At 69.1% G+C, this 18964-nt stretch carries 16 protein-coding genes; 4 read left to right on the top strand and 12 right to left on the bottom strand.

Annotated elements, in window-relative coordinates; genetic code table 11:
- Window positions 1-77: 77 nt before the first annotated feature.
- The 6 genes from ACWEOI_RS15075 to ACWEOI_RS15050 all read right to left on the bottom strand — a co-directional run bounded on the left by ACWEOI_RS15075 (window position 78) and on the right by ACWEOI_RS15050 (window position 7811).
- A complete protein-coding gene (locus ACWEOI_RS15075; protein ID WP_452359942.1) occupies window positions 78-1379 on the bottom strand; it encodes a Wzz/FepE/Etk N-terminal domain-containing protein in 1302 nt (433 codons plus the stop codon).
- Complete coding sequence (locus tag ACWEOI_RS15070) at window positions 1370-2746, bottom strand: hypothetical protein (RefSeq protein ID WP_452359941.1); 1377 nt, start codon at window positions 2744-2746, stop codon at window positions 1370-1372. Before ACWEOI_RS15070 ends, ACWEOI_RS15075 begins: the two co-directional genes overlap by 10 nt.
- 86 nt (window positions 2747-2832) lie before the next feature.
- Window positions 2833-3837, bottom strand: coding sequence for a CgeB family protein (locus tag ACWEOI_RS15065; protein ID WP_452359940.1), 1005 nt, complete (start codon window positions 3835-3837; stop codon window positions 2833-2835).
- A complete protein-coding gene (locus tag ACWEOI_RS15060; protein ID WP_452360153.1) occupies window positions 3834-5117 on the bottom strand; it encodes an oligosaccharide flippase family protein in 1284 nt (427 codons plus the stop codon). The genes ACWEOI_RS15065 and ACWEOI_RS15060 overlap by 4 nt, the downstream gene beginning before the upstream one ends.
- A 445-nt stretch (window positions 5118-5562) precedes the next feature.
- The gene (locus ACWEOI_RS15055) at window positions 5563-6753 is read right to left on the bottom strand and encodes a glycosyltransferase family 4 protein (RefSeq protein ID WP_452359939.1); all 1191 of its coding nucleotides are present in this window, start codon (window positions 6751-6753) and stop codon (window positions 5563-5565) included.
- Window positions 6750-7811, bottom strand: coding sequence for a glycosyltransferase family 4 protein (locus tag ACWEOI_RS15050; protein WP_452360152.1), 1062 nt, complete (start codon window positions 7809-7811; stop codon window positions 6750-6752). The genes ACWEOI_RS15055 and ACWEOI_RS15050 overlap by 4 nt, the downstream gene beginning before the upstream one ends.
- Window positions 7812-8152: 341 nt before the next feature.
- Between ACWEOI_RS15050 and ACWEOI_RS15045 the strand changes: the two genes are divergently transcribed.
- The 3 genes from ACWEOI_RS15045 (at window position 8153) to ACWEOI_RS15035 (ending at window position 12124) form a co-directional block, all read left to right on the top strand.
- Window positions 8153-9751, top strand: coding sequence for a serine/threonine-protein kinase (locus tag ACWEOI_RS15045; RefSeq protein ID WP_452359938.1), 1599 nt, complete (start codon window positions 8153-8155; stop codon window positions 9749-9751).
- A 145-nt stretch (window positions 9752-9896) separates the two neighbouring features.
- Window positions 9897-11288, top strand: coding sequence for a polysaccharide pyruvyl transferase family protein (locus ACWEOI_RS15040; protein WP_452359937.1), 1392 nt, complete (start codon window positions 9897-9899; stop codon window positions 11286-11288).
- The gene (locus tag ACWEOI_RS15035) at window positions 11285-12124 is read left to right on the top strand and encodes a glycosyltransferase family 2 protein (protein ID WP_452359936.1); all 840 of its coding nucleotides are present in this window, start codon (window positions 11285-11287) and stop codon (window positions 12122-12124) included. Before ACWEOI_RS15040 ends, ACWEOI_RS15035 begins: the two co-directional genes overlap by 4 nt.
- A gap of 96 nt (window positions 12125-12220) precedes the next feature.
- Here the strand turns inward: ACWEOI_RS15035 and ACWEOI_RS15030 are convergent, their stop codons facing one another.
- Window positions 12221-12847: an MspA family porin gene (locus ACWEOI_RS15030; RefSeq protein ID WP_433666234.1), complete on the bottom strand. Its 627-nt coding sequence runs from the start codon at window positions 12845-12847 to the stop codon at window positions 12221-12223.
- Between the two features lie 245 nt (window positions 12848-13092).
- Window positions 13093-14214 (bottom strand): class I SAM-dependent methyltransferase, encoded by a 1122-nt coding sequence (locus ACWEOI_RS15025; protein WP_452359935.1) that lies wholly within the window; start codon window positions 14212-14214, stop codon window positions 13093-13095.
- 14 nt (window positions 14215-14228) lie between these two features.
- On the opposite strand from ACWEOI_RS15025, the gene rfbC reads away from it, so the two are divergent.
- The gene (gene rfbC / locus ACWEOI_RS15020) at window positions 14229-14798 is read left to right on the top strand and encodes a dTDP-4-dehydrorhamnose 3,5-epimerase (RefSeq protein WP_452359934.1); all 570 of its coding nucleotides are present in this window, start codon (window positions 14229-14231) and stop codon (window positions 14796-14798) included.
- Here rfbC and ACWEOI_RS15015 read toward each other — a convergent pair.
- The 4 genes from ACWEOI_RS15015 to ACWEOI_RS15000 are packed head-to-tail and all read right to left on the bottom strand — an operon-like array spanning window position 14782 to window position 18504.
- The gene (locus ACWEOI_RS15015; protein WP_452359933.1) at window positions 14782-15810 is read right to left on the bottom strand and encodes an NAD-dependent epimerase/dehydratase family protein; all 1029 of its coding nucleotides are present in this window, start codon (window positions 15808-15810) and stop codon (window positions 14782-14784) included. The genes rfbC and ACWEOI_RS15015 overlap by 17 nt on opposite strands.
- A 2-nt stretch (window positions 15811-15812) precedes the next feature.
- Window positions 15813-16463 (bottom strand): PIG-L deacetylase family protein, encoded by a 651-nt coding sequence (locus ACWEOI_RS15010; protein ID WP_452359932.1) that lies wholly within the window; start codon window positions 16461-16463, stop codon window positions 15813-15815.
- Window positions 16460-17242 (bottom strand): glycosyltransferase family protein, encoded by a 783-nt coding sequence (locus tag ACWEOI_RS15005; protein ID WP_357084950.1) that lies wholly within the window; start codon window positions 17240-17242, stop codon window positions 16460-16462. Before ACWEOI_RS15005 ends, ACWEOI_RS15010 begins: the two co-directional genes overlap by 4 nt.
- Before the next feature lie 5 nt (window positions 17243-17247).
- Window positions 17248-18504: a methyltransferase domain-containing protein gene (locus ACWEOI_RS15000; protein WP_452360151.1), complete on the bottom strand. Its 1257-nt coding sequence runs from the start codon at window positions 18502-18504 to the stop codon at window positions 17248-17250.
- Window positions 18505-18964 lie beyond the last annotated feature (460 nt).

Raw genomic sequence — 18964 nt, 5'->3', positions numbered from 1 at the left:
GTGCCGACGCCGCACACCGCTGCTGGTATTCGCCTCGCCGTCCGTGCCGGCCTGGTCCGTCCCCCCGCCGCCCTCGATCACCGCTTCACCAGATCGAGGGGATGCCGGACCAGCTCGCCGACGCTCTTGTGCGGCCGCGAGAACACCACGGTCCCGATCATCCGCTTGTTGTCGAGGCCGAAGGTGGCCACCGCGCCGCGCACCTGATTGGAGGTGGTCTGGCCGAGTTCGATGACGCCGATGGTGCCGTCACAGCGTCGCGCCAGCGCGATGGCGTCGGCCGCCGCGGTGACCGGCGCGCACTCCACGACGATGTGGTCGAACTCGCTGCGCAGCTTGGACATGATGTCGGCGAACCGCTCCGAGTCGAGCAGGTCGGGGGTGCGGAAATCCACACCGCCCAGCGGCAGCACATTGATCCCCACCTCGGGCCAGGCCATGACCGCGGCCGAGGGATTCCCGTTGCTGCGCAACAGTTCCGAGAGCCCGGCCGCCGCGGCCGCGGGCGTGCGCCGGGTGGAGCCGTGCCCGGTGGTGTCGGCGTCGACCAGCACCACCCGCGCGCCGGTGTCGGCGAAGGTGCGGGCCAGGCCGATCGACACGTCCGGTTCCGAATGCGGGGTCAGCGAGGTCATCAGCAGGCTGACCAGTTCGGGATCCTCGGTGAGCCGGGTCCGCAGCCGCCGCAGCTCCCCGGCCGCGCCGGGCCGCCCGTCGTCCACGATGCCCAGGATCGGCACCGGGAGAAAGGCTTCCAGTTCGGTGGAGGTGCGCACCCGCTTGTCGAGCTTGTCGCGCACCACCGCCGCGCCCAGGCCCAGCATCAGCCCGGCCAGCACGCCGAGGATGTAGAAGCGCTTCTTCTGCGGGGCGCTGGGCTGGGTCGGGGTCTGCGCCTTGTCGATCACCTCGGCGCGGGCCGCGGGCGCGGCGTCGGTCTGGGTGACCTCGAGCCGCGAGACCAGCGCGCGGAACTGGGAGACCACCTCGTCGGCCAGGGTGCGCGCCCCGCCCGCGGTGGAGTCCTTCACCGTGATGACGATGATCGTGGTGGCCGGCGGCGAGACCGCGGAGATGCGGCCGCGCAGATCATTCACCGACGCCTTCAGGCCCAGCTGATCGTGGACGAAGGTGGCGACGGTGACGGAGTTGGCCAGGTCGACATACGAGCGCACCCGCTGCTGCGCGGCCAGCCCGCCCTGATAGGAGTCGTTGACCGAGGTTCCGGTCGCCATGGACACGTACACCGAACTCGTCGCCGTGTACTCGGTCGGCAGGGTGCTCGCGTAGCCGTAGGCCGCCCCCGTGCAGATCACCACCGCGGCGACGATTATCGGCCAGCGCCGCCGCAGCAGCCGCCAGTAGTCGATCAAACCCATTGCGCTGTCCTCGTTTTCCCGGATGGAACACCGGCCCCCGGCGGCTGCTCCACTCGTCTTCGGAATTCACCAACAACCAGATACGCCGTCCAGGCCAGCACCACGGCCTGCAGGTATTTGCCGAGCATCTCGACGGTGCCGAGGATGCCGCGCTCGAACAGCACCGGCACCTCGATCACCGACAAGCCGAGAATGGCCATGGCCAGGTACTTGCTGTACAGGGCCCGGATCCAGATCAGCAGCAGCACGAACGTGATGGTGACCCCCACCGCCACCCCGATGTAGCCGCCCAGCACATAGCCCTCGTTGATATTGCCCTCGGCCAGCGACACCTCGACCGTCGACATGTCGACGGACCCGCCGCGCACCTGCTCGGCCCAGGCCGCGCCGGAGCGGAACTTCTCCGCGCCCAGCAGCTGGGTGGGGATCAGACTCTGGAAGGCGTGCACCGCCACCTGCTGCGGCGTGAGCCACGAGTGGGGGCCCGCGAACCAGGCGTCGGTGGCGGCCTCGAGCAGATCGAAGCGGCGCAGCATGCTCAGGAACGGGTGCACCACCGCCGGATACTGCGCATCCACCTGCGCCGCTTCGGCTTTGGCGGCGGAATCGGTCTTGAGCGATTGCAGCCAGCCGAAGCCGCCCAGCGCCAGGGCGATGATGCTCAGCACGCCGATCACATTGCGGCGGGTCCAGCCGGTCATGGCGAAGCGCACGGCGATGGCCAGGGCCGCGCCCATGATCGGCGTCTTGGACTGCACGGTCGCGGTCCACAGCAGTTCACCGCCGACGAGCGCGCCGACCACCAGCAGAGTGGTGCGGCCGGAGTCGCTGCGGAAGAACACGATCAGGCCGACCGCGCCCAGGGTGGCCAGAATGGTGACCAGGTTGATCAGCGGGTTGGGGCTCTCCAGTTCACCGGCCTTGCCGGTGGAGCCGGTGGCGTAGGCGGCCAGCCGGCCCAGGGTGCCGATGCCGTAGAGCAGGAACAGGGTCTGGGTGAAGACCGGGTCGCCCGCGAAAGGCGCTGCGCGCGGCGGGTTCCGCGGCGGCCGCGACCGCACCCACAGGACGTAGGCGATGATCAGGCCCGCGTAGAACCACAGGCCGAAGATCACCGGCTGTAGCACCGCGGCGATGCCGTCGTCGTAGCCGTACTCGTACAGCCGCGGATCGGGCACATTGTCGCCGAAGCCGGGCACGGGTTTGACCCACAGCAGCACCACCGGCCGCGCGATGAACGACAGCGACCAGTGCGCGGTCTGCGCGATGAGGAACACCCGGGCCACCCCGGGCAGGAACATCGCGGCCACGACGATTGTCGCCAGCGCGGCGGCGACCAGGAATACGGCGAACTGAGCGGAGGCCATCACTCTCCCATCACCCCCTTATGTCGCCGGGCGTGCCACGGCGTTACCCGCTTGCGGGAAGGTCTTTTTCGCCGAGACCGCGCGGTTCATACCAGGGCGTCGACGATCTCGCGGGCGCGGTCGGCGTAGCTGTGCGCGCCCGAGATGATCCGGTGGTGCCCGGCCTCGGCGACCTTGGCGGCCTGCTCGGGATACTTGGTGCAGCGGCGCAGGATCTCGCGCAGTTCGGCGGGACCGGAGAACAGGTAGCACTCGGCGTCGTCCTGGAGCAGTTCGGCGTGCTCGTCGGTGCGTTCGCCGACGAAAAGCCCACCGGCGGCCGGGACTTCGAAGGTGCGGCAGGTGTGGGTGTCGCGGTTGTCGGAGTTCAGCAGCACCAGGTTGGCGGTGACCGCGGCGACGGCCGCCGAGAAGTGCTCGCCGTAGACCGCCCCGCCGACGTCCGCGCCGGTCTGCCACAGCGCGCGCACCCGCCGCCAGCCGGGGCCGCGCAGCAGCATGTCCCCGTGGTGTTCGCGGGCGAGGGAGACCAGGAGGTCTTCCCGATCGGGCCGGACCGCGCCGATGAAGCCGAGTAGATATGGACGCACGGTGCGCCGGGCGGTGATGTGGTGCAGCGCCGGATCATAAGCACTACGAACGAATTTCACGTTCTGCGCGCCGCGCGCGGTGAGCTCGGGGACGTTATGCCACTTGGTGGTGACGATGAGGTCCCATTCGGCCTCGTGTGCCAGGTAGTCCGGGCTGGTGTTGTACGGATTGGAGACGTCGTCGGGGCTGTAGTGCACATGCAGGCCGGCGCGGGCCGTGAGCAGCCGCTGCTGATCCAGGTGCACGGACTTGAACGCGAACAGCACGTCCGGTGCGAATGCCTGTGCGGCGCTGTCGATCTCGCGGTGCAGCGCCTCCACGTCCCAGGGGGCGCGGCGGTGCGCGAACTTCGAGTACACCCACGGCGGCGACAGCCGTGCGGGCAGCGTCACCGCAGTGGTGTCGATGACGACCACCTCGTGTCCGGCCTGCCGGAATCCGTCGGCGAGCGAGCGCGCGTTGCTGCCCACCCAGTCATCCCCGACGAAGAGCACCTTCACGCCACATCCCCCTTGGTCAGCAATGCGGTGGCCGGTTCGATCGGCCTGTCCCGCCGGGTCCGTTCCCGGACCATGAGCCAGCGCACCCGGATGATGTACCACAGCGCGACACCGAATTCCGCGCAAACGGTCCCATAGACCAGGCTCCACACCGAGCCGGTCCGCATGGCCACCACCAGGGCCGTCGCCGCGACGCAGGTGCCGATGATCGCGCCGATCAGCACGCCCATGGTGTCCTCCTTGACCGGCAGCACGGCGGTGGTCACATACGAGGTGATGGTGGTGGCGGGCAGAATGAGGATCTCCACGCGCAGCAGTGAGATCGCGCCGGTGAAGTCGTCGGTGTAGATCAGGTGGATCAGGGTCGGCGCCATGATCCAGACGGCGACCACCGCCAGGCAGGCCAGGGTCACGCAGCCGATGATCATCTGAATCTGATTGCGCCAGAACTGATCGTCGCCGCTGCGCCGGGCCATGCGCGGCAGCAGGGCGAAACCGATCGGGTCCAGGGTGGACTGGATGGCGCGGACCAGGCGGTCGCCCGCGGAGTACAGGCCCAGCGAGGCCGCCTCGAGCACCGCGCCGTAGACGGCGGCCGACCCCTGGCCGTAACCGGTGACCAGCAGCCGGGAGGTGAAAATCGGTGCGGCCATGCGCAGTACGGCCTTCACGCCGTAGGGCCGGGCGGGCGGGCCGAACCTGCGGAAGGAATCCCACCAGGTCAGCGACACGGTCGCGATCGAGGAGATGAGCAGGCACAGCACGGCCATGGACGCGCTCGGGAAGCGGGGTAACAGCCCGACCAGCAGCGCCAGATAGCCGATGCGCCCCACGCCCTGATACATGGTGGAGGTCCCGAACCTGCCCTGGCCGATCAGCAGCCAGTCCTCCGACACCGACCAGAAGCCGCCGGCGAACAGCCCCAGCAGCACCATGTGCAGTTTGGGGGAGACCCCGACGGTCATGGTGGCCAACAGGGCCGCGCCGATGATGGTCAGGGTGGTGGCGCGAATGGCGAGATAGGTGCCGCGCAACCGGTTCACCTCGCGGTGGCCCGGATCGTCCTCGGGGACCTTGGCGGCCAGGAACGAGGTGACGCCGAGGTCGACCACCAGCGAGCCGATGAAGTACGAGGACATGCCGATGGCCAGCAGGCCGGTGCCGTGCGGGCCGAGCATGCGGGCCAGCAGCGGGACGGTGACCAGGGTGATGACGTATTGGCCGTACTTGCCGAAGGTCACCAGTCCGATGTCGCGGATGATGCCGCCGACGCCGCCCAGGCCCGAGGACGATTGTTTACGGTGTTTACCGGTATCGGTGGAATGATCTGCGGCGGAATCGGATTCGCCGTCGGCGGGGCGGTACGCGCCCGACGCGTCGCGCTGCGGAACGATGGCGGGCAGCCGGACGGTCGGCGGTTCGATGGGGTCGCCGTAGAACGTGGGCAGCACCGGTCCCCGTGCGGGGGCCGCGTAGCGGGCGGCGCGGGTCTCCTCGAACGATGCCCGGCCGAACGCGGGCCCGCGGTCGAATCCGGCTGAGTGGGCGGGCCGGTGCGCGGCCGGGCCGTGGTCGTGGCGTGATTCGTCGTGTTCGAAGGCGGCGGCCTGCTGGTCGACTTCGGGAATGCGGTGCCGCAGGTGGCGGCGTTGCCGCAACTTGCCCAGCGTGCCGAGGCTCTCCATCTGCACTGTGGGCGGGTCGTAGGGGAACGGGTCGGTCGGATCATCCACGACGCCACCGCTTTCCGGGCAAGCCGGTCAGGAAAGCGGTGACGGTCCGGCCCGAGGCGGCCACGTCGAAGTCCCGCGCGCGCAGTCGTGCGGCGTCGGCCAGTTTGGTGCGCAGTTCCCGATCGGCGATCAGGCGGTCCAGGGCGCGGGTGAGTTCGCCGCGGTTCCCGGCGGTCACCAGCAGGCCGTTCACCCCCGGATCGACGATCTCCTCCGGGCCGCCCGGCCGGGTCGCGATGACGGCGCAGCCCGCCCGCATGCCCTCGACCACGACCTGCCCGAACGGCTCGGGCAGCACCGAGCAGTGCACGAGGATATCGGCGTGGCGCAGATAGGATTCCGGGTCGTCCACGTGGCCGGTGAAGGTCACCGGGAGGCCGAGGGCGGTGGCGTGCACCTCGAGTTCGGCGCGGTAGGACTGCTCGTCGAAGAAGGTGCCGCCGACCAGGAACACTTCGCGCGGCAGGGTTGTCGCGTCGGCGAGGGCGCGCAGGAACAGGTCCTGGCCCTTCCACGGGGCGAGACGGCCGACCACGGCGATGACGGTCTCGGTGGCGGGACGCTGACCCTGTGGGCGGGCGTCGCCGAGGATCCCCGAATCGGCAGCGGATTCCCCTGATTCGTCACCGGCGGGGAATTCGACGCCCGGGTAGGCGACCACGGCCCGGCGTCGCCAGGTGTAGAGCGAGGCGAGAGTGCCGCGGCTGTTGGCGATGACGCCATGAGCCACCACCCAGCCCAGCACCCGGATGATCAGCGCCAGTACGCGGCCGAAGTAGTCGCGGGAAACCCGGTCGTGCACATGCCATACCAGCGGCACCCCGGCCCGGCGCGCGGCCACCGCGCCCATGAGCATCGCCTTGGTGCTGCCCGCGACCAGAACCGTGGCCTCCAGTTCGCGCACGGTTCCGCCCAGAGTCCAGCCCAGGCGCAGCAGGCCCGTCGCGCCGACCAGCAGGCTGCGGACCCCGGCGTTGTCGATGGTCATGGCGCGGGAGTCGAAACCATTGCGTACGACGCGGGTTTCGATACCGCGCTCGGCCATCAGCCGCAGCATCGGGCCGTCCTCGGTGTACACCACGGCGGTGCGACCGGCCGGCATGGCCGAGACCAGGCGCAGGGTCGCCAGTTCGGCCCCCGAGGGGGCGGCGGTGTGTGCCAGGAAGACGGCCTTCAGGGTCATCGCGCGGTGAGCTCCGTATACAGGTCACGGTGCCGCCGGGCCGCGACGGCCCAGGAGAAGGTCTCCGCATGGGCGCGACACTGTTTCGGGTCCGGTCGCACCCCGTCCAGGGCCGCGACCAGCCGGGCGGCGAGCGCTTCGGCATCGCCCGGCGGGACGATGAGCGAGGGATCGAGCTCCCGGACCGAGTCCGGCAGGCCGCCGCAGTCGGAGACGACGGGCGGGCGTCCGGCGGCGAGGGATTCGAGGGCGATGAGGCCGAAGCCCTCGAGGGCCAGTGACGGCACCACGGTGAGATCGGCCCGAGTGTAGAGGTCGGTGAGTTCCGCGTCCGACACCGTGCCGGTGAACCGGACGGGGGAGTGCGCGTCGTCGCCGAACAGGCTCGCCGCCTGTTCCCGCAATTCGGCCTCGGCGGTACCGGTTCCGACGATCACCAGCCGCGCGTCCGGATGCCGGGTGGCGACCGCGGACCAGGCGCGGAGCAGGACGTCGATGCCCATGCGCTTCTCCAGCCGCCGCACGCACAGCACGATCCCGGAGTTCGCGTCCGGCTCGGTGGCGGTGAAGCGGTCCAGATCGACGCCCGGCGGAATCACCCGGACCTTGTCCGCCCGGATGCCGTAGTCGCCGACCAGCAAACGCCGGAAATGGTCGGACAGCACGATGAATCGGTCCGCGCGGGCGTACCGCACCCGCTCGACGAGGTACTTGGCCCGGACCGCGCGCGGGCCCTCGCCCGCCATGCGGCTCTCGGCGGCCCACGGTCCGTGGAAATGGACCACCAGCGGGTTCCGCACCGCTGCCGGACCGTACAGGCAGAAGTGCCGGTCGATCACGGTGTCGCGGGTGAGCGCGTCCCGATCCAGGAAGGCGGTGCGGGCGCGATCGAGGGTGGAGCCGCCCGTCGGTCCCCAGGAGCGCGCCCCGGCCGGGGCATCGCCGAAAGCTCTTGCGCTGAGCGTTATTCCGCTGTCGCGGGCGAGTGCCTCGTAGAGATCGGTGAAGTACCGATTCAGTCCCCCGTGAGCGGCCGTGAACCACTCCGACCCCGTCATGAACACCCGAATGGGCCGTGTCAAAACCCTCACCCCCGGGTCCGTCACCCACATTGGACCGACATCCCGATCCGAACGCCCTTGCAGCGCAAGTGTATGCCAATCCGGGGGTGGAGGAGGGCTAACGAACGGCTATCCTGCGACTGACCAGTCCGTATGGCGAGAAAGATCAAGTCGCGCCGGGGCGGGCCGGAACGAATTCCGAATTATGTTGTGACACAGAATAAGTAATTCGTTTCCATCCGGAAAAGCGTCCCGGGTGATTAACGCGCGCGTCGCCGAACGAGATCTGGGTTACGGTGATCGGCGGGAATGATGTGGTCGGAGAGGGCAGGCAGGCTGTGGGGCGCACACTCGCGCAAGGGCAGGTATTCGCGGGGTACACCATCGAACGGCTGCTCGGCGTCGGCGGAATGGGCGAGGTGTACCTCGCCACGGACCGCGATCTGCCCCGATCGGTCGCGCTGAAACTGCTGGCCGCGGGCAAGGCCGACGATCCCGAGGTCCGGGCCCGCTTCCTGCGGGAAGCCGATACCGCCGCGCGGCTGTCGCATCCGAACATCGTCGCGATGTACGCGCGCGGCAACGACGACCACCGGCTCTGGATGGCCATGCAGTACGTCGAGGGCACCGACGCGGCGGCCATCCTGCGCGACGGCCCGGTGCGGCCCGACCACGCGGTGCGGATCATCGGCGAGACCGCGCGGGCGCTGGACCACGCGCATCGATCGGGTGTGCTGCACCGCGACGTGAAACCGGCCAACATCCTGCTGGCCTGGGGGACCGAACAGCAGGTCTTCCTGGCCGATTTCGGGATTGCCAAGGCGGTCGACCACACCAGTACGCTCACCCGCACCGGTGAGATGTACGCCAGCTTCCAGTACGCCGCCCCCGAACAGTTCGAGCTGCGCGGCGACACCGACCACCGCGCCGACGTGTACGCGTTGGGCTGCACGCTGTTCCACATGCTCACCGGACAGCTGCCGTATCCGGGGGAGAGCACCGCGCAGCTGGTCGCGGCCCACCTGGGCGCGCCGATTCCGCGGCCGAGCCAGGTGCACGGCACCGTGCCCCCGGCTTTCGACGCGGTCATCGAACGCGCGCTGGCGAAGAACCGCGACCACCGCTTCGGCAGCTGCGGTGAACTGGCCGCCGCGGCCGAGGCGGCGCTGACCGCCACCGGCACGGCGCACGGGCCGTGGGTGCGGCAAGAGGTTCCCGTCACCTTCACCGGGGCGACGACTCAGCCCAGCCCGATCGGACAGCCCGGGTCGACGCGGGAGCGGTTCGAGCAGCTGCCGACCCAGCTCGGTGCGCGGTCGGGACCGCACTATCCGATCGTGGGCGGCAGCGGACCGCATCAAATGGATGGCGCCCCACATCGGTTCGCGACGGGTGCGCCCGCCCCGAGTCGCGGTCGGAAGCGGCTGATCGCGGCCTTCGCCGTCGCGCTCGTGGTGGCCGGTGGCGTCGGCCTCGGATTCGGCACCGGCGCGTTCCGTTCCGTGGCCACCGGCGGTGGCAGCTCGATCGGTGAGACGCCGGTGCCCGCGGACGCGTCCAAGGAGGCCGCGGTCCAAGCAGCCTGTGACTACGGCAAGCTCATGAGCTCCTACGACTACAGCAATGGCGACGGCTGGCAGGCCAAGGTGATCGCGGGCGCGACCGGCCAGTGGAAGTCGCAGGCCCAGACGCTGTTGCCGACCATCCGGCTGCTGCTCGAGAACGACGCCGAGCACACCTGGTCCGACACCGCGGCGTGCACGGTGACCTCCGGCGGCGGAACCCACTACGAGCTGGCGGTGGACATCACCGAGCTGACCGCCGCCACCAAGAACACCCCCGACAAGGCCAAGCACCAGAACATCACCATGTCGATGGATTACGCGGACGGAAAGTGGCTGTGCAGCAAGTGGGTCAGCCCCCTGTTTCCGAGCTGATCTAAATGGTCGTGCGCCCAGTTATGATCTTGCGGGCGAATCGATTTCGCGCTGCGCGGGCGCTGCGTTCGTGTAGCGCGAAGGCCTGGTCGTGCGATAGATTCGCACCGGATTCGTGCTCGGAACGGGCGTCGGAAGGAATCGCGTGGGGAACTCTGGCGCGGGGGATGGTGCCGGGACGTTGAAGGTGCTCGTGGACAACGGCGAGTACTGGCTCCGCAATCGCGGTGACATCGCCATGATGGTGATGACCGTGGAACGACTGCGGGAACACTGGCCGCACGCCCGCATCGGCATGCTGACCGACGAGCCGCACATCCTGCGCGGGGTGCTGCCGCAGGCCGAGCCGGTGGTGGCGCACGCGGGCGGGCCGTGGGGGCGCGACGGGCTCGCGGGACGGCTCGGGGAGACCGCCGGAGTGCACGTGCTCGGCCCGGCGGCGCTGCGCTGGCGATCGGCCACCGAGGTGCCCAAACACTATCTGCGCGGTGTGAAGAACTGGGCGCGCAAGGAAGTTCACGCGCTCGCCACCGGAGAGCCCGAGCCCGAACCGACCGGCATTCCGGAACTGCCGCCGGTGCCCGCCGCGCTGGCCGGAGCGGACCTGGTCATCGCGCAGGGCGGCGGCTATATGACCGATGTCGACCTGTACCAGGCGCATCGCACCCTCAACCTGCTCGAAGCCGCGCAGCGCCACGGCATTCCGAACGTCATGATCGGGCAGGGGCTGGGCCCCATGCGCGACGCCGACCTGCTGCGCCGCGCGGCCGAGGTGCTGCCGGGGGCGGATCTCATCGCCCTGCGCGAGGGTCGGCGCGGGCCCAAACTGCTGGCCGAGCTCGGCGTGCCCGAGGACAAGATCCTGGTCACCGGCGACGACGCGGTGGAGTTCTCCTACCGGCTGCGCCGCCCGGGCATCGGCACCGATCTGGGCCTGTGCCTGCGCATCTCGGACTACTCCAAGGTGACCGACTCGGCCCGCGACACCCTCGGCGAGGTGCTGCGCCGCGAGGCCGCCGCCCTGCACACCGCGCTGGCCCCGCTCATCATCTCCGAATACGACGACGAGGACCGCCGCCACACGCTGCCGCTGCTCGAGGGCGCCGCCCGCACCCGGCCCGTCATCGGCCGCGCGGGCACCGCCCAGGACGTGGCGCGACAGGTCTCACGCTGCCGGGTCCTGGTGACCAGCGCCTACCACCTCGCGGTTTTCGCGCTGTCCCAGGGTATTCCGGCCGTGGCTGTAACGGCCTCGCAGTACTACGACGACAAATTCTATGGGTTGGCCGACATGTTCGACGCCGACACCGCCGCCGGACTGCGCATCGTGCACCTGGACGTGGACAATCTCGACGCCGAGTTGACACGTGCGATTCGCCAGTTGTGGGAGTCCGCGCCGGAGCTGCGGGATACCCTGCAGCAGAAGGCAGTTGAGCAGATCGACGCCGGCCGTGCGGGCCTGGATCGGGTGTTCCGGCTCGTGGCGGGAGGTGAGGGCTCACCCGGCGAACCGGCCGAACCAGTTCAGGGGGAATGATGAAGAACCTTTCGGTGTGCGTCCCGGCCTACAATTCCGGCCGCACCCTGGAGACCACGCTGCGCTCGATTCTGGACCAGGACACCGACATCGAGGTCGTCGTCCTGGACAATGCCAGCACCGACGACACCGGCGCAATCGCGAAGTCCTTCGACGACCCGCGGGTGGTCATCCACCGCAATCAGGAAACCCTGCCCATCGGCGAGAACTGGAACAAGGCCGTCTCGCTGACCTCGGGCCGCTTCGTCAAGGTCGTCTGCGCCGACGACATCCTGCTGCCCGGCTCGCTGGACAAGCAGCTGGAGATCATGGGTGACAACGGCATCGCCATCTGCTCCTCGAAATTCCAGGTCATCGACGAGAACGGCCGCGTCGAGGAGAGCGATCTGGGTCTGCCCGATCTACTGGGTCGCCGCGACGCCCGCGCCCTTATGCGCACCATCGTGCACCGCGGCCCCGCCGACTTCGGGCCCACCGCCGCCGCCGTCTTCCGCCGTCAGGACTTCGACCGGGTCGGCGGCTTCCGCGGCGACCTGGTCTTCCCCATGGACGTGGACCTGTTCGCCCGCGTCAGCGCCTTCGGGGACTTCTTCGGCACGGCGGAAATCCTGGCGGCCTGGCGCAATTCGAGCTTCAACCTGTGCAGCCAGACCTCGACGGTCAGCAAGCTCACCGAGATGCTGCGCTTCCACCACCGGCTGGGGTCCGAATACCCGGAATACGTGGGCCGCGGCGCGGTGCTCGGCGGGGACTGGCGGTTGGCCCGCGCCGCCGCCGAACGCCTCCGGGTGCGCACCGTCGCGACCGCGCTGCGCCGCCCCGATCTCCTGCACTGAGCGAGGGCAAGGCGCGCGGACAACGGTGTGCCGCACCATGATCCGCTCCGCGGATCCGGGCGGTCGCGAAGCGCGAGACCGCCCGGACCCGGGGAATCAGATGCGGGCCAGCGGGCCGTAGGCCACCACGGTGTCGCCGGCGCTGCTGATCAAGCGCACGAACGGGCGGATGGTGGTGGTGCCCAGCACGCCGGTCACGGTGCCGTGGAAGCCGGACATCATGATGCAGCCGTCGGACCCGGAGACATCGCCGCCAGCCACGTCGACCGACTGGATGCCCGGGCCGAAACCGACATCGAGCTGCATGCCCAGCGTCGGGATCAAGTTGTAGATGTCGAGCTTGGGGCCGTCCCCGCCGATCTCGAGTTCGAGGCCCGGGGTCTGGTACTGGAACGAGATCTTGCCGGACAGGGTGGCCGGGTAACCCACCTGGTAGCCCATGGTGAGGTGGCCGCTCCACGGATCGCCGGAGGGCAGGGCCACCTTGAAACAGGCCTTGCCGCTGTGGAACCACTCGCGGGTCAGCGGATTGCCGTCGAGGGGCGGCACGAAATCGATACGGGTGTCCGCCGACAGGGCCTCGACGGTCCGGCCCTGCTGATCGACGACGGAATTGTTGCCGTCGATGGCGGCGTCGGACGCGCCGCCGCTCAGGACGACGCCGATGGTGCTCGCGACCGCCACGGCCGCGGTGCGCGAAAGCACGGACTTGGTGTTGCGCATGATACTTCTCATTCCCTCATCAGGTATTGCTGCGTAATTGCGTACGCTCGCTTGATGATTCCCCTGTGCACTCAGGGGCACGGGTGAACGTCCACCCGTCCCCCTCGGCCGGTGATCTACCCCACGCTGAGACTATCCCACTCGATTACCCTGCGTGCGGCCGCGATCGCATGATCGCGCTCACTGACCGACGTGTCGCGTGCGCGGCGCCCCTCAGGCCGCCGCCGGACGAGAGTTGCTGGGTTTCATAGCGATTCCCGCACGTCGATCACCCACTTCCCGTCGAGTTCGGGCCACCGGGAGGAAACCTCGGGGAGCAGGTCCGGCAGCGTCAGCAGGACCCGATCCGGTTGCGCCGCAACGAGTTCGGCGGGCGACAGGATCGGGATGTCGGTTCCGGGCATGCGGCGGCCCTGCTTGCCCGGGGAGGCGTCGGCCACCCCGGCCAGCAGTCCGCGGTGCGCGCCCGCGAGATGGAGCAGGGCGACCGCGCGGGAGGCCGCCCCGTAGGCGTAAACGGTGCTGCCGGAAGCGTTCTCCGATTCCAGCCAGGCACGCAGGGCCCGTGCCTGCTCATCGGCGGCCGACTGGAGTCCGCGCACCACGGCCGGGTCCGCGACCGCCGCCTCCGCGACGCGGATCCGGGCGATCGTCGGATCGGCGTCGGCGGGGGCGTGGACCGCGGCCACCAGGACGGTGCCGCCGTAGAGCTCGAACTCCCACGCCGTCACCGCCGCCAGGCCCGCCGACCGCAGCAAGGCCCGCAGCGAGTCCATCGAGTAGTAGGCGAAATGCCCGTGCCGCAACGCGTTCCACTGCCCCTGATCGACGATCGCGCACAGCGAGTGGAACTGCATCAGCAGCACCCCGCCCGGCGCGACGGCCGCCGCCCGCCGCGCGAAGGCCGCGCGCTGATCGGGTTCGTGCATGATGCCGAAGCAGTCGATCACCACGTCGGCGGGGTCCTCGGTGACGGAGTAGCCGCGGTCGGTCAGCAGCGGCAGCCAGCTGCCGCCGTGCGGGCTGCCGAACTCGCGCACGGTGCCGCCGCCGGGCAACCAGCCCCCGGCGGCCACCCGGGACACCGCGTCCGCGGCCTGATCCCGCAGCGCCCGCGGTTCCACGCCGCGCGGTTCGGCGGTGACCGTGTCGTCCTCGGCGAGCTGCGCCAGCCCGCAGCCGGCGCACAGGTCCATGGCCAGCGGATGCGCTGCCTCGTCGCCGCCGGACATCGAGTCCAGACTCGGAAAGTCGTCCGCCGCAGGCATTTTCCCGAGATCGAGCACCCGCACCAGCGGCCCGTGCCCGCAGCCGCGGCACCCCCGGGCAGGTTCCGTCCGCACGGCCTCCGCCGCCGTCCCGCTCATGGCAGCATGGCCTGGTGCGTATCGAAGCGACCGACCTCGCCGACGTCCTGCTGCTGACCCCGCAACCGTTCCGCGACGATCGCGGCCTGTTCACCCGCACCTTCGACGCCGAGGAATTCGACGCGCACCTGGGCCGGCCGGGCCTGGCCGCGAGCTTCGTGCAGGACTCCCAGTCGCGCTCGCGCCGGGGTGTGGTGCGCGGAATGCACGGGCGCTCCGGCCGCGGTGAGGCCAAGCTGGTGCGGTGCGCGCACGGCGCCGTGCACGACGTGCTCGTCGACATCCGGCCCGAATCGCCGACCTTCGGTGTGCGGCAGGCTTTCCTGCTGGACGACGACGACTTCCGGCACCTCTACGTGCCGCCGGGCTTCCTGCACGGATTCCAGGCCCTCACCGAGGTGGCCGACGTCTGCTACCGCATCGACCGCCCGCACGACCCGGCCGAGGACCTGGGTGTCGCCTACGACGATCCCGACCTGGCCATCGCCTGGCCGCAGCCGGTCACGGTGGTGTCGGAGCGGGACGCGGGTGCGGGATCGTGGCGCGAGTTGCTCGCCGCCCATCAGTTCACACCCCGGTCCTGATCCGGCGCAGTTCGTCGTCGAGCACCCCGGCGTCCTTCAGCGACGTCAGGTGCGCCAGGCGCGTGAAGCGCTGGAAGAAGGCCTCCGAGGTGAGCCCGCGCGCGGTGTACTCGCGATACAGCTCGGCCGCGCCGTCGGGAATGCTCCAGCGCGCCTCGAAGCCCAGTTCCTTGCGGGCGTACCCGAAGTCGACGCGGTAGGAGCGCGGATCCGCGCCGCTCTCGCCGGTGATGGCCAGCGTGGACTCCGGGACCACGTCGACCACCGCCCGCGCGATCTCCGCGACCGTCAGATTGTTCGTCTCGGTCCCCACGTTGTAGGCGCGGCAGTGCACGGCCTCGATCGGGGCGTCCAGGCAGGTGGCGAAGGCGAGCGCGATGTCCTGCGCGTGCACCAGCGGCCGCCACGGCGTGCCGTCGGAGAGCACCTTCACCTCGCCGGTCAGCACCGCGTACCCGACCAGGTTGTTGAGCACGATGTCGGCGCGCAGTCGCGGTGAGAAGCCGAAGGCGGTGGCATTGCGCAGGAACACCGGCGAGAAGCCGGAGTCGGCGATGGCGGCCACATCGTCCTCGACCCGCACCTTGGACTCGGCGTACGGGGTGAGCGGACGCAGCGGCGCGTCCTCGGTCACCAGGCCGTCACCGGCCGCGCCGTACACCGAACACGTGGAGGCGTAGAGGAACCGGCGCACCCCGGCCTCCTTGGCCAACCGGGCCAGCCGCACCGACGCGTGATGGTTGATGTCGTAGGTGATCCGCGGCGCCAGCGCGCCCAGCGGGTCGTTCGACAGCGCCGCGAGATGCACTACCGCGTCGAACCCGGCGAGCTGATCGACGGTCACCTCGCGCAGATCCACCGCGAGGGCCGGCGGCGGGGGCGGAGCGTCGCCGAGCACGCAGTCCGCGAAATAGCCGATGTCCAAACCGGTCACATCGTGCCCGGCCTGGTGCAGGAACGGCACCATGACCGTCCCCAGATACCCCTGATGTCCGGTGACGAGCACCCGCATGACTACGCACCTCCGAAAGTGATGACGGCCTTCTCGAGCAGAAACGCCTCGGCGTGCCGGGCGCGGCACTGCACCCCGCGCAGCCGCGAGAGGGCCAGGAAGGACTGCTCATCGAACCAGTCCCGATTGTGTTGCGAGGGATAGTGTTTCAGCAACAGGGCGGCCTTGATCTCGGCCAGCCCCTCGGCGAGTGGATGGAACACCACGGGCTGCGGAGTGTCGTTCTCCCACTTGAGTATTTCGTAGCCGAGCACCAGATGGTCACGAAATTCCGTGGGGGCCAGCTCGGCCAGCAGCCGGTGGTCCTGGTGGGCGTCGCCGCGATGCGGCGCGAAGACCACCTGCGCCGCGGAGCCGCGGGCCAGCGCGGCAACCGCCTGCTTGGCTTGCGCCCAGTGCGCGGGGGCGTAGCCGTCGGGGATGTCGAGAATGGCGAGTTCGAGTTCCGCTCCGGGACAAAAGGATTCGAGCGCGGCACGCTCTTCGTCGGCCCGCTCGGTGCCCGCGCCGGTCAGCACCAGCGCCCGCACTCGCAGGCCCGGCCGCGCCTGCGCCAGCGTCAGCAGGGTGCCGCCCATTCCGATGGCCAGATCGTCGCAATGCGCGGCCAGTAGCGCGATCTCGGTGATCGCGCCGGTGTCGAAGCCGATCATGCGCCGGGACGCTCCCACACCATCCACGGGCGATCGCCCTGCTGGTAGCCGGTGTCGAGCTCGGCGCGCTCCTTGAAGGTGTCGGCCGGCTTCCAGAAGCCGTGATGCTGATACCCGAACAGCCGGCCCTGCCCGGCCAGCGCGCCGCAGGCGTCCTCCACCAGGTCCCCGCCGGGCGGCAGGTGATCGAAGATCTCCTGGGTCAGCACGAAGTAGCCGCCGTTCTCCCAGATCGGCAGCTGCGAGACCGGGGTGATGTTCTTGACCTCGCCCGCGGAGTTCACGTCCACGCAGTGGAAGGAGGACTGCGGCGGCACGATCATCATCGACGCGGCCGCCCCGGAATCCTGGAACTGCCCGATCATCTCGTCCAGCGGGGCGTCGGTCAGCACATCGGCGTAGTTGGCCAGGAAGTACGGCTCGCCCTCGAGGTGGCCGCGCACCCGGCGCAGCCGCTCGCCGATCGGCGACTCCACCCCGGTGTCGACGAAGGTGATGGTCCAGTCGCTGATGTCGGACTGCAGCAGCTCCACCTTGCCGCCGCGGATGACGAAGTCGTTGGACACCGACTCCTGATAGGTGAGGAAGAAGTTCTTGATGTGGGTGGCGCCGTAGCCCAGGCACAGCACGAAGTCCTTGTGCCCGAAGTGCGCGTAGTAGCGCATCACGTGCCAGATCAGCGGGCGCGGGCCCACCATCTGCATGGGCTTGGGGATGACGTCCTCGGTTCCGTTGCGCATGCGCATGCCGTAACCGCCGCAGAACAGTACGACCTTCACGAGCTTTACCTTTCGGCAGGTGTGGATGCGGCGGCGTCGTCGAGCGTCGCATGATGAAGATGGGGGAGCGGGTAGACGATCTCGCCGCCCCGCTCGAGGACGTGACGCAGTTGCGTGGTGATCTCGCGCTCGAGATTCCACGGCAGCACCAGCACCACCTCGGGGCGATCGGCGTCGATCCGCTCCGGTTCGTGTATCGGGATGCGGGTGCCGGGCGTGAACCGCCCGTGCTTGTAGGGGTTGCGGTCGACCGTGTACTCCAGCAGGTCGGTCCGGATGCCGCAGTAGTTGAGGAGGGTGTTGCCCTTGCCGGGGGCGCCGTAGCCGACGACCCGCTTGCCGGAGGCCTTGGCGTCCAACAGGAATCGCAGCAGGTCCTGGCGCACCCGCTCGGTGTCGGGGCGCAGCTCCAGGTAGCCGGCGATCTCGTGCAGCCCGGCGTCGGCCTCGAGGCGCAGGACCTCGGCGACCCGATCGGTGGGGGTGCCCACACCCTGCGGTCGAGCCCAGATGCGCAGGGAGCCACCGTGTGTGCCGATCAGCTCGCAGTCGACCACCTCGAGCCCGGCGGTGGCCAGGGCACGCTGGGCGGACAGCAGTGTGTAGTACTGGAAGTGCTCGTGATAGATGGTGTCGAACTGGGCCAGCGCCACCAGGTTCAGGGCGTGGTGCACCTCGATCGACAGCCAGCCGTCGTCGGCCATGAGCGCGCGCAGCGAGCGGGTGAAGCCGAGCAGATCCGGGATATGGGCATAGACATTATTGGCCACCACCAGATTCGCCGGTCCGCGCTCGGCCACCACGCGGGCGGCCAGCTCCTCGTCGAGGAAGCCCGTTTCGGTTGGTACGCCTTTGTTCCGTGCTGCCGCACCGACATTCACCGATGGCTCGATGCCCAGACAGGGGATGCCGGCGGCCACCGCGTGCTGCAGGAGATAGCCGTCGTTGCTCGCCACCTCAATTATGAAACAATTGTTGTTCAGTTTTAGCTGTTCGATAGCCTGGTCCACGAAGAGTTTTGCGTGCCGGACCCAGCTGTCGGAAAACGACGAAAAGTAGGCGTATTCGGTGAATGTCTCTTCCGGGGTGATCAGCGCCGGAATCTGTAGCAGCAGACAGTTTTCGCAGAGCCGCAGGTGCAGCGGATATGTCGCTTCGGGCAGGTCCAGCTCGTCGGCGGTGAGAAATTTCTCGCAGGGCGGCGTGGCACCCAGATCAAGAACGCTGAGCAATCGATTCGAATCGCAAAGACGGCATTGCACGAAGTTTTCCCCATCTTTCACCGAGTCCGGGGCTGCCCGCGCAGCACCGGATGACCAGTGGGTCGGCTCGGTCCGGCCTTACGTTACAACAGGATTGCGCGGTGCTTCGGGGCCCGACGACGGACGGATAGTGCCAAAACAACTGTAAATTTGCGACCCGCAGAACCGGGCGTCCGGACGGCAAACCGTCGGGCCTTGCGCTGCAAGGGTTTCGACCAGCTCACACCGTGTGGCTTGCGTAGTTCAACCTGCGATTTTGCGAATAGGGGAAATAGGGGGATCGATGGGGGGAACCGGTCAGGTTCCTACCCGTTACTTTCCGGAAACGTTGAGGCCGTACGAGATTGGGGGTGTATGACATCCGGGGTGTGTAACATTCGCCTTCTGGCCGCCGAAAGACTCGACGGCATCATCGGTTGTCATGGTCTGAAAGCCCTTGGGAAACCGGCGTCAGCCTGGT

The organism is Nocardia sp. NPDC004340 (assembly GCF_053602575.1).
The sequence above is the reverse complement of the archived record's forward strand: the minus strand, read 5'-3'. Positions and strand labels throughout refer to the sequence as shown.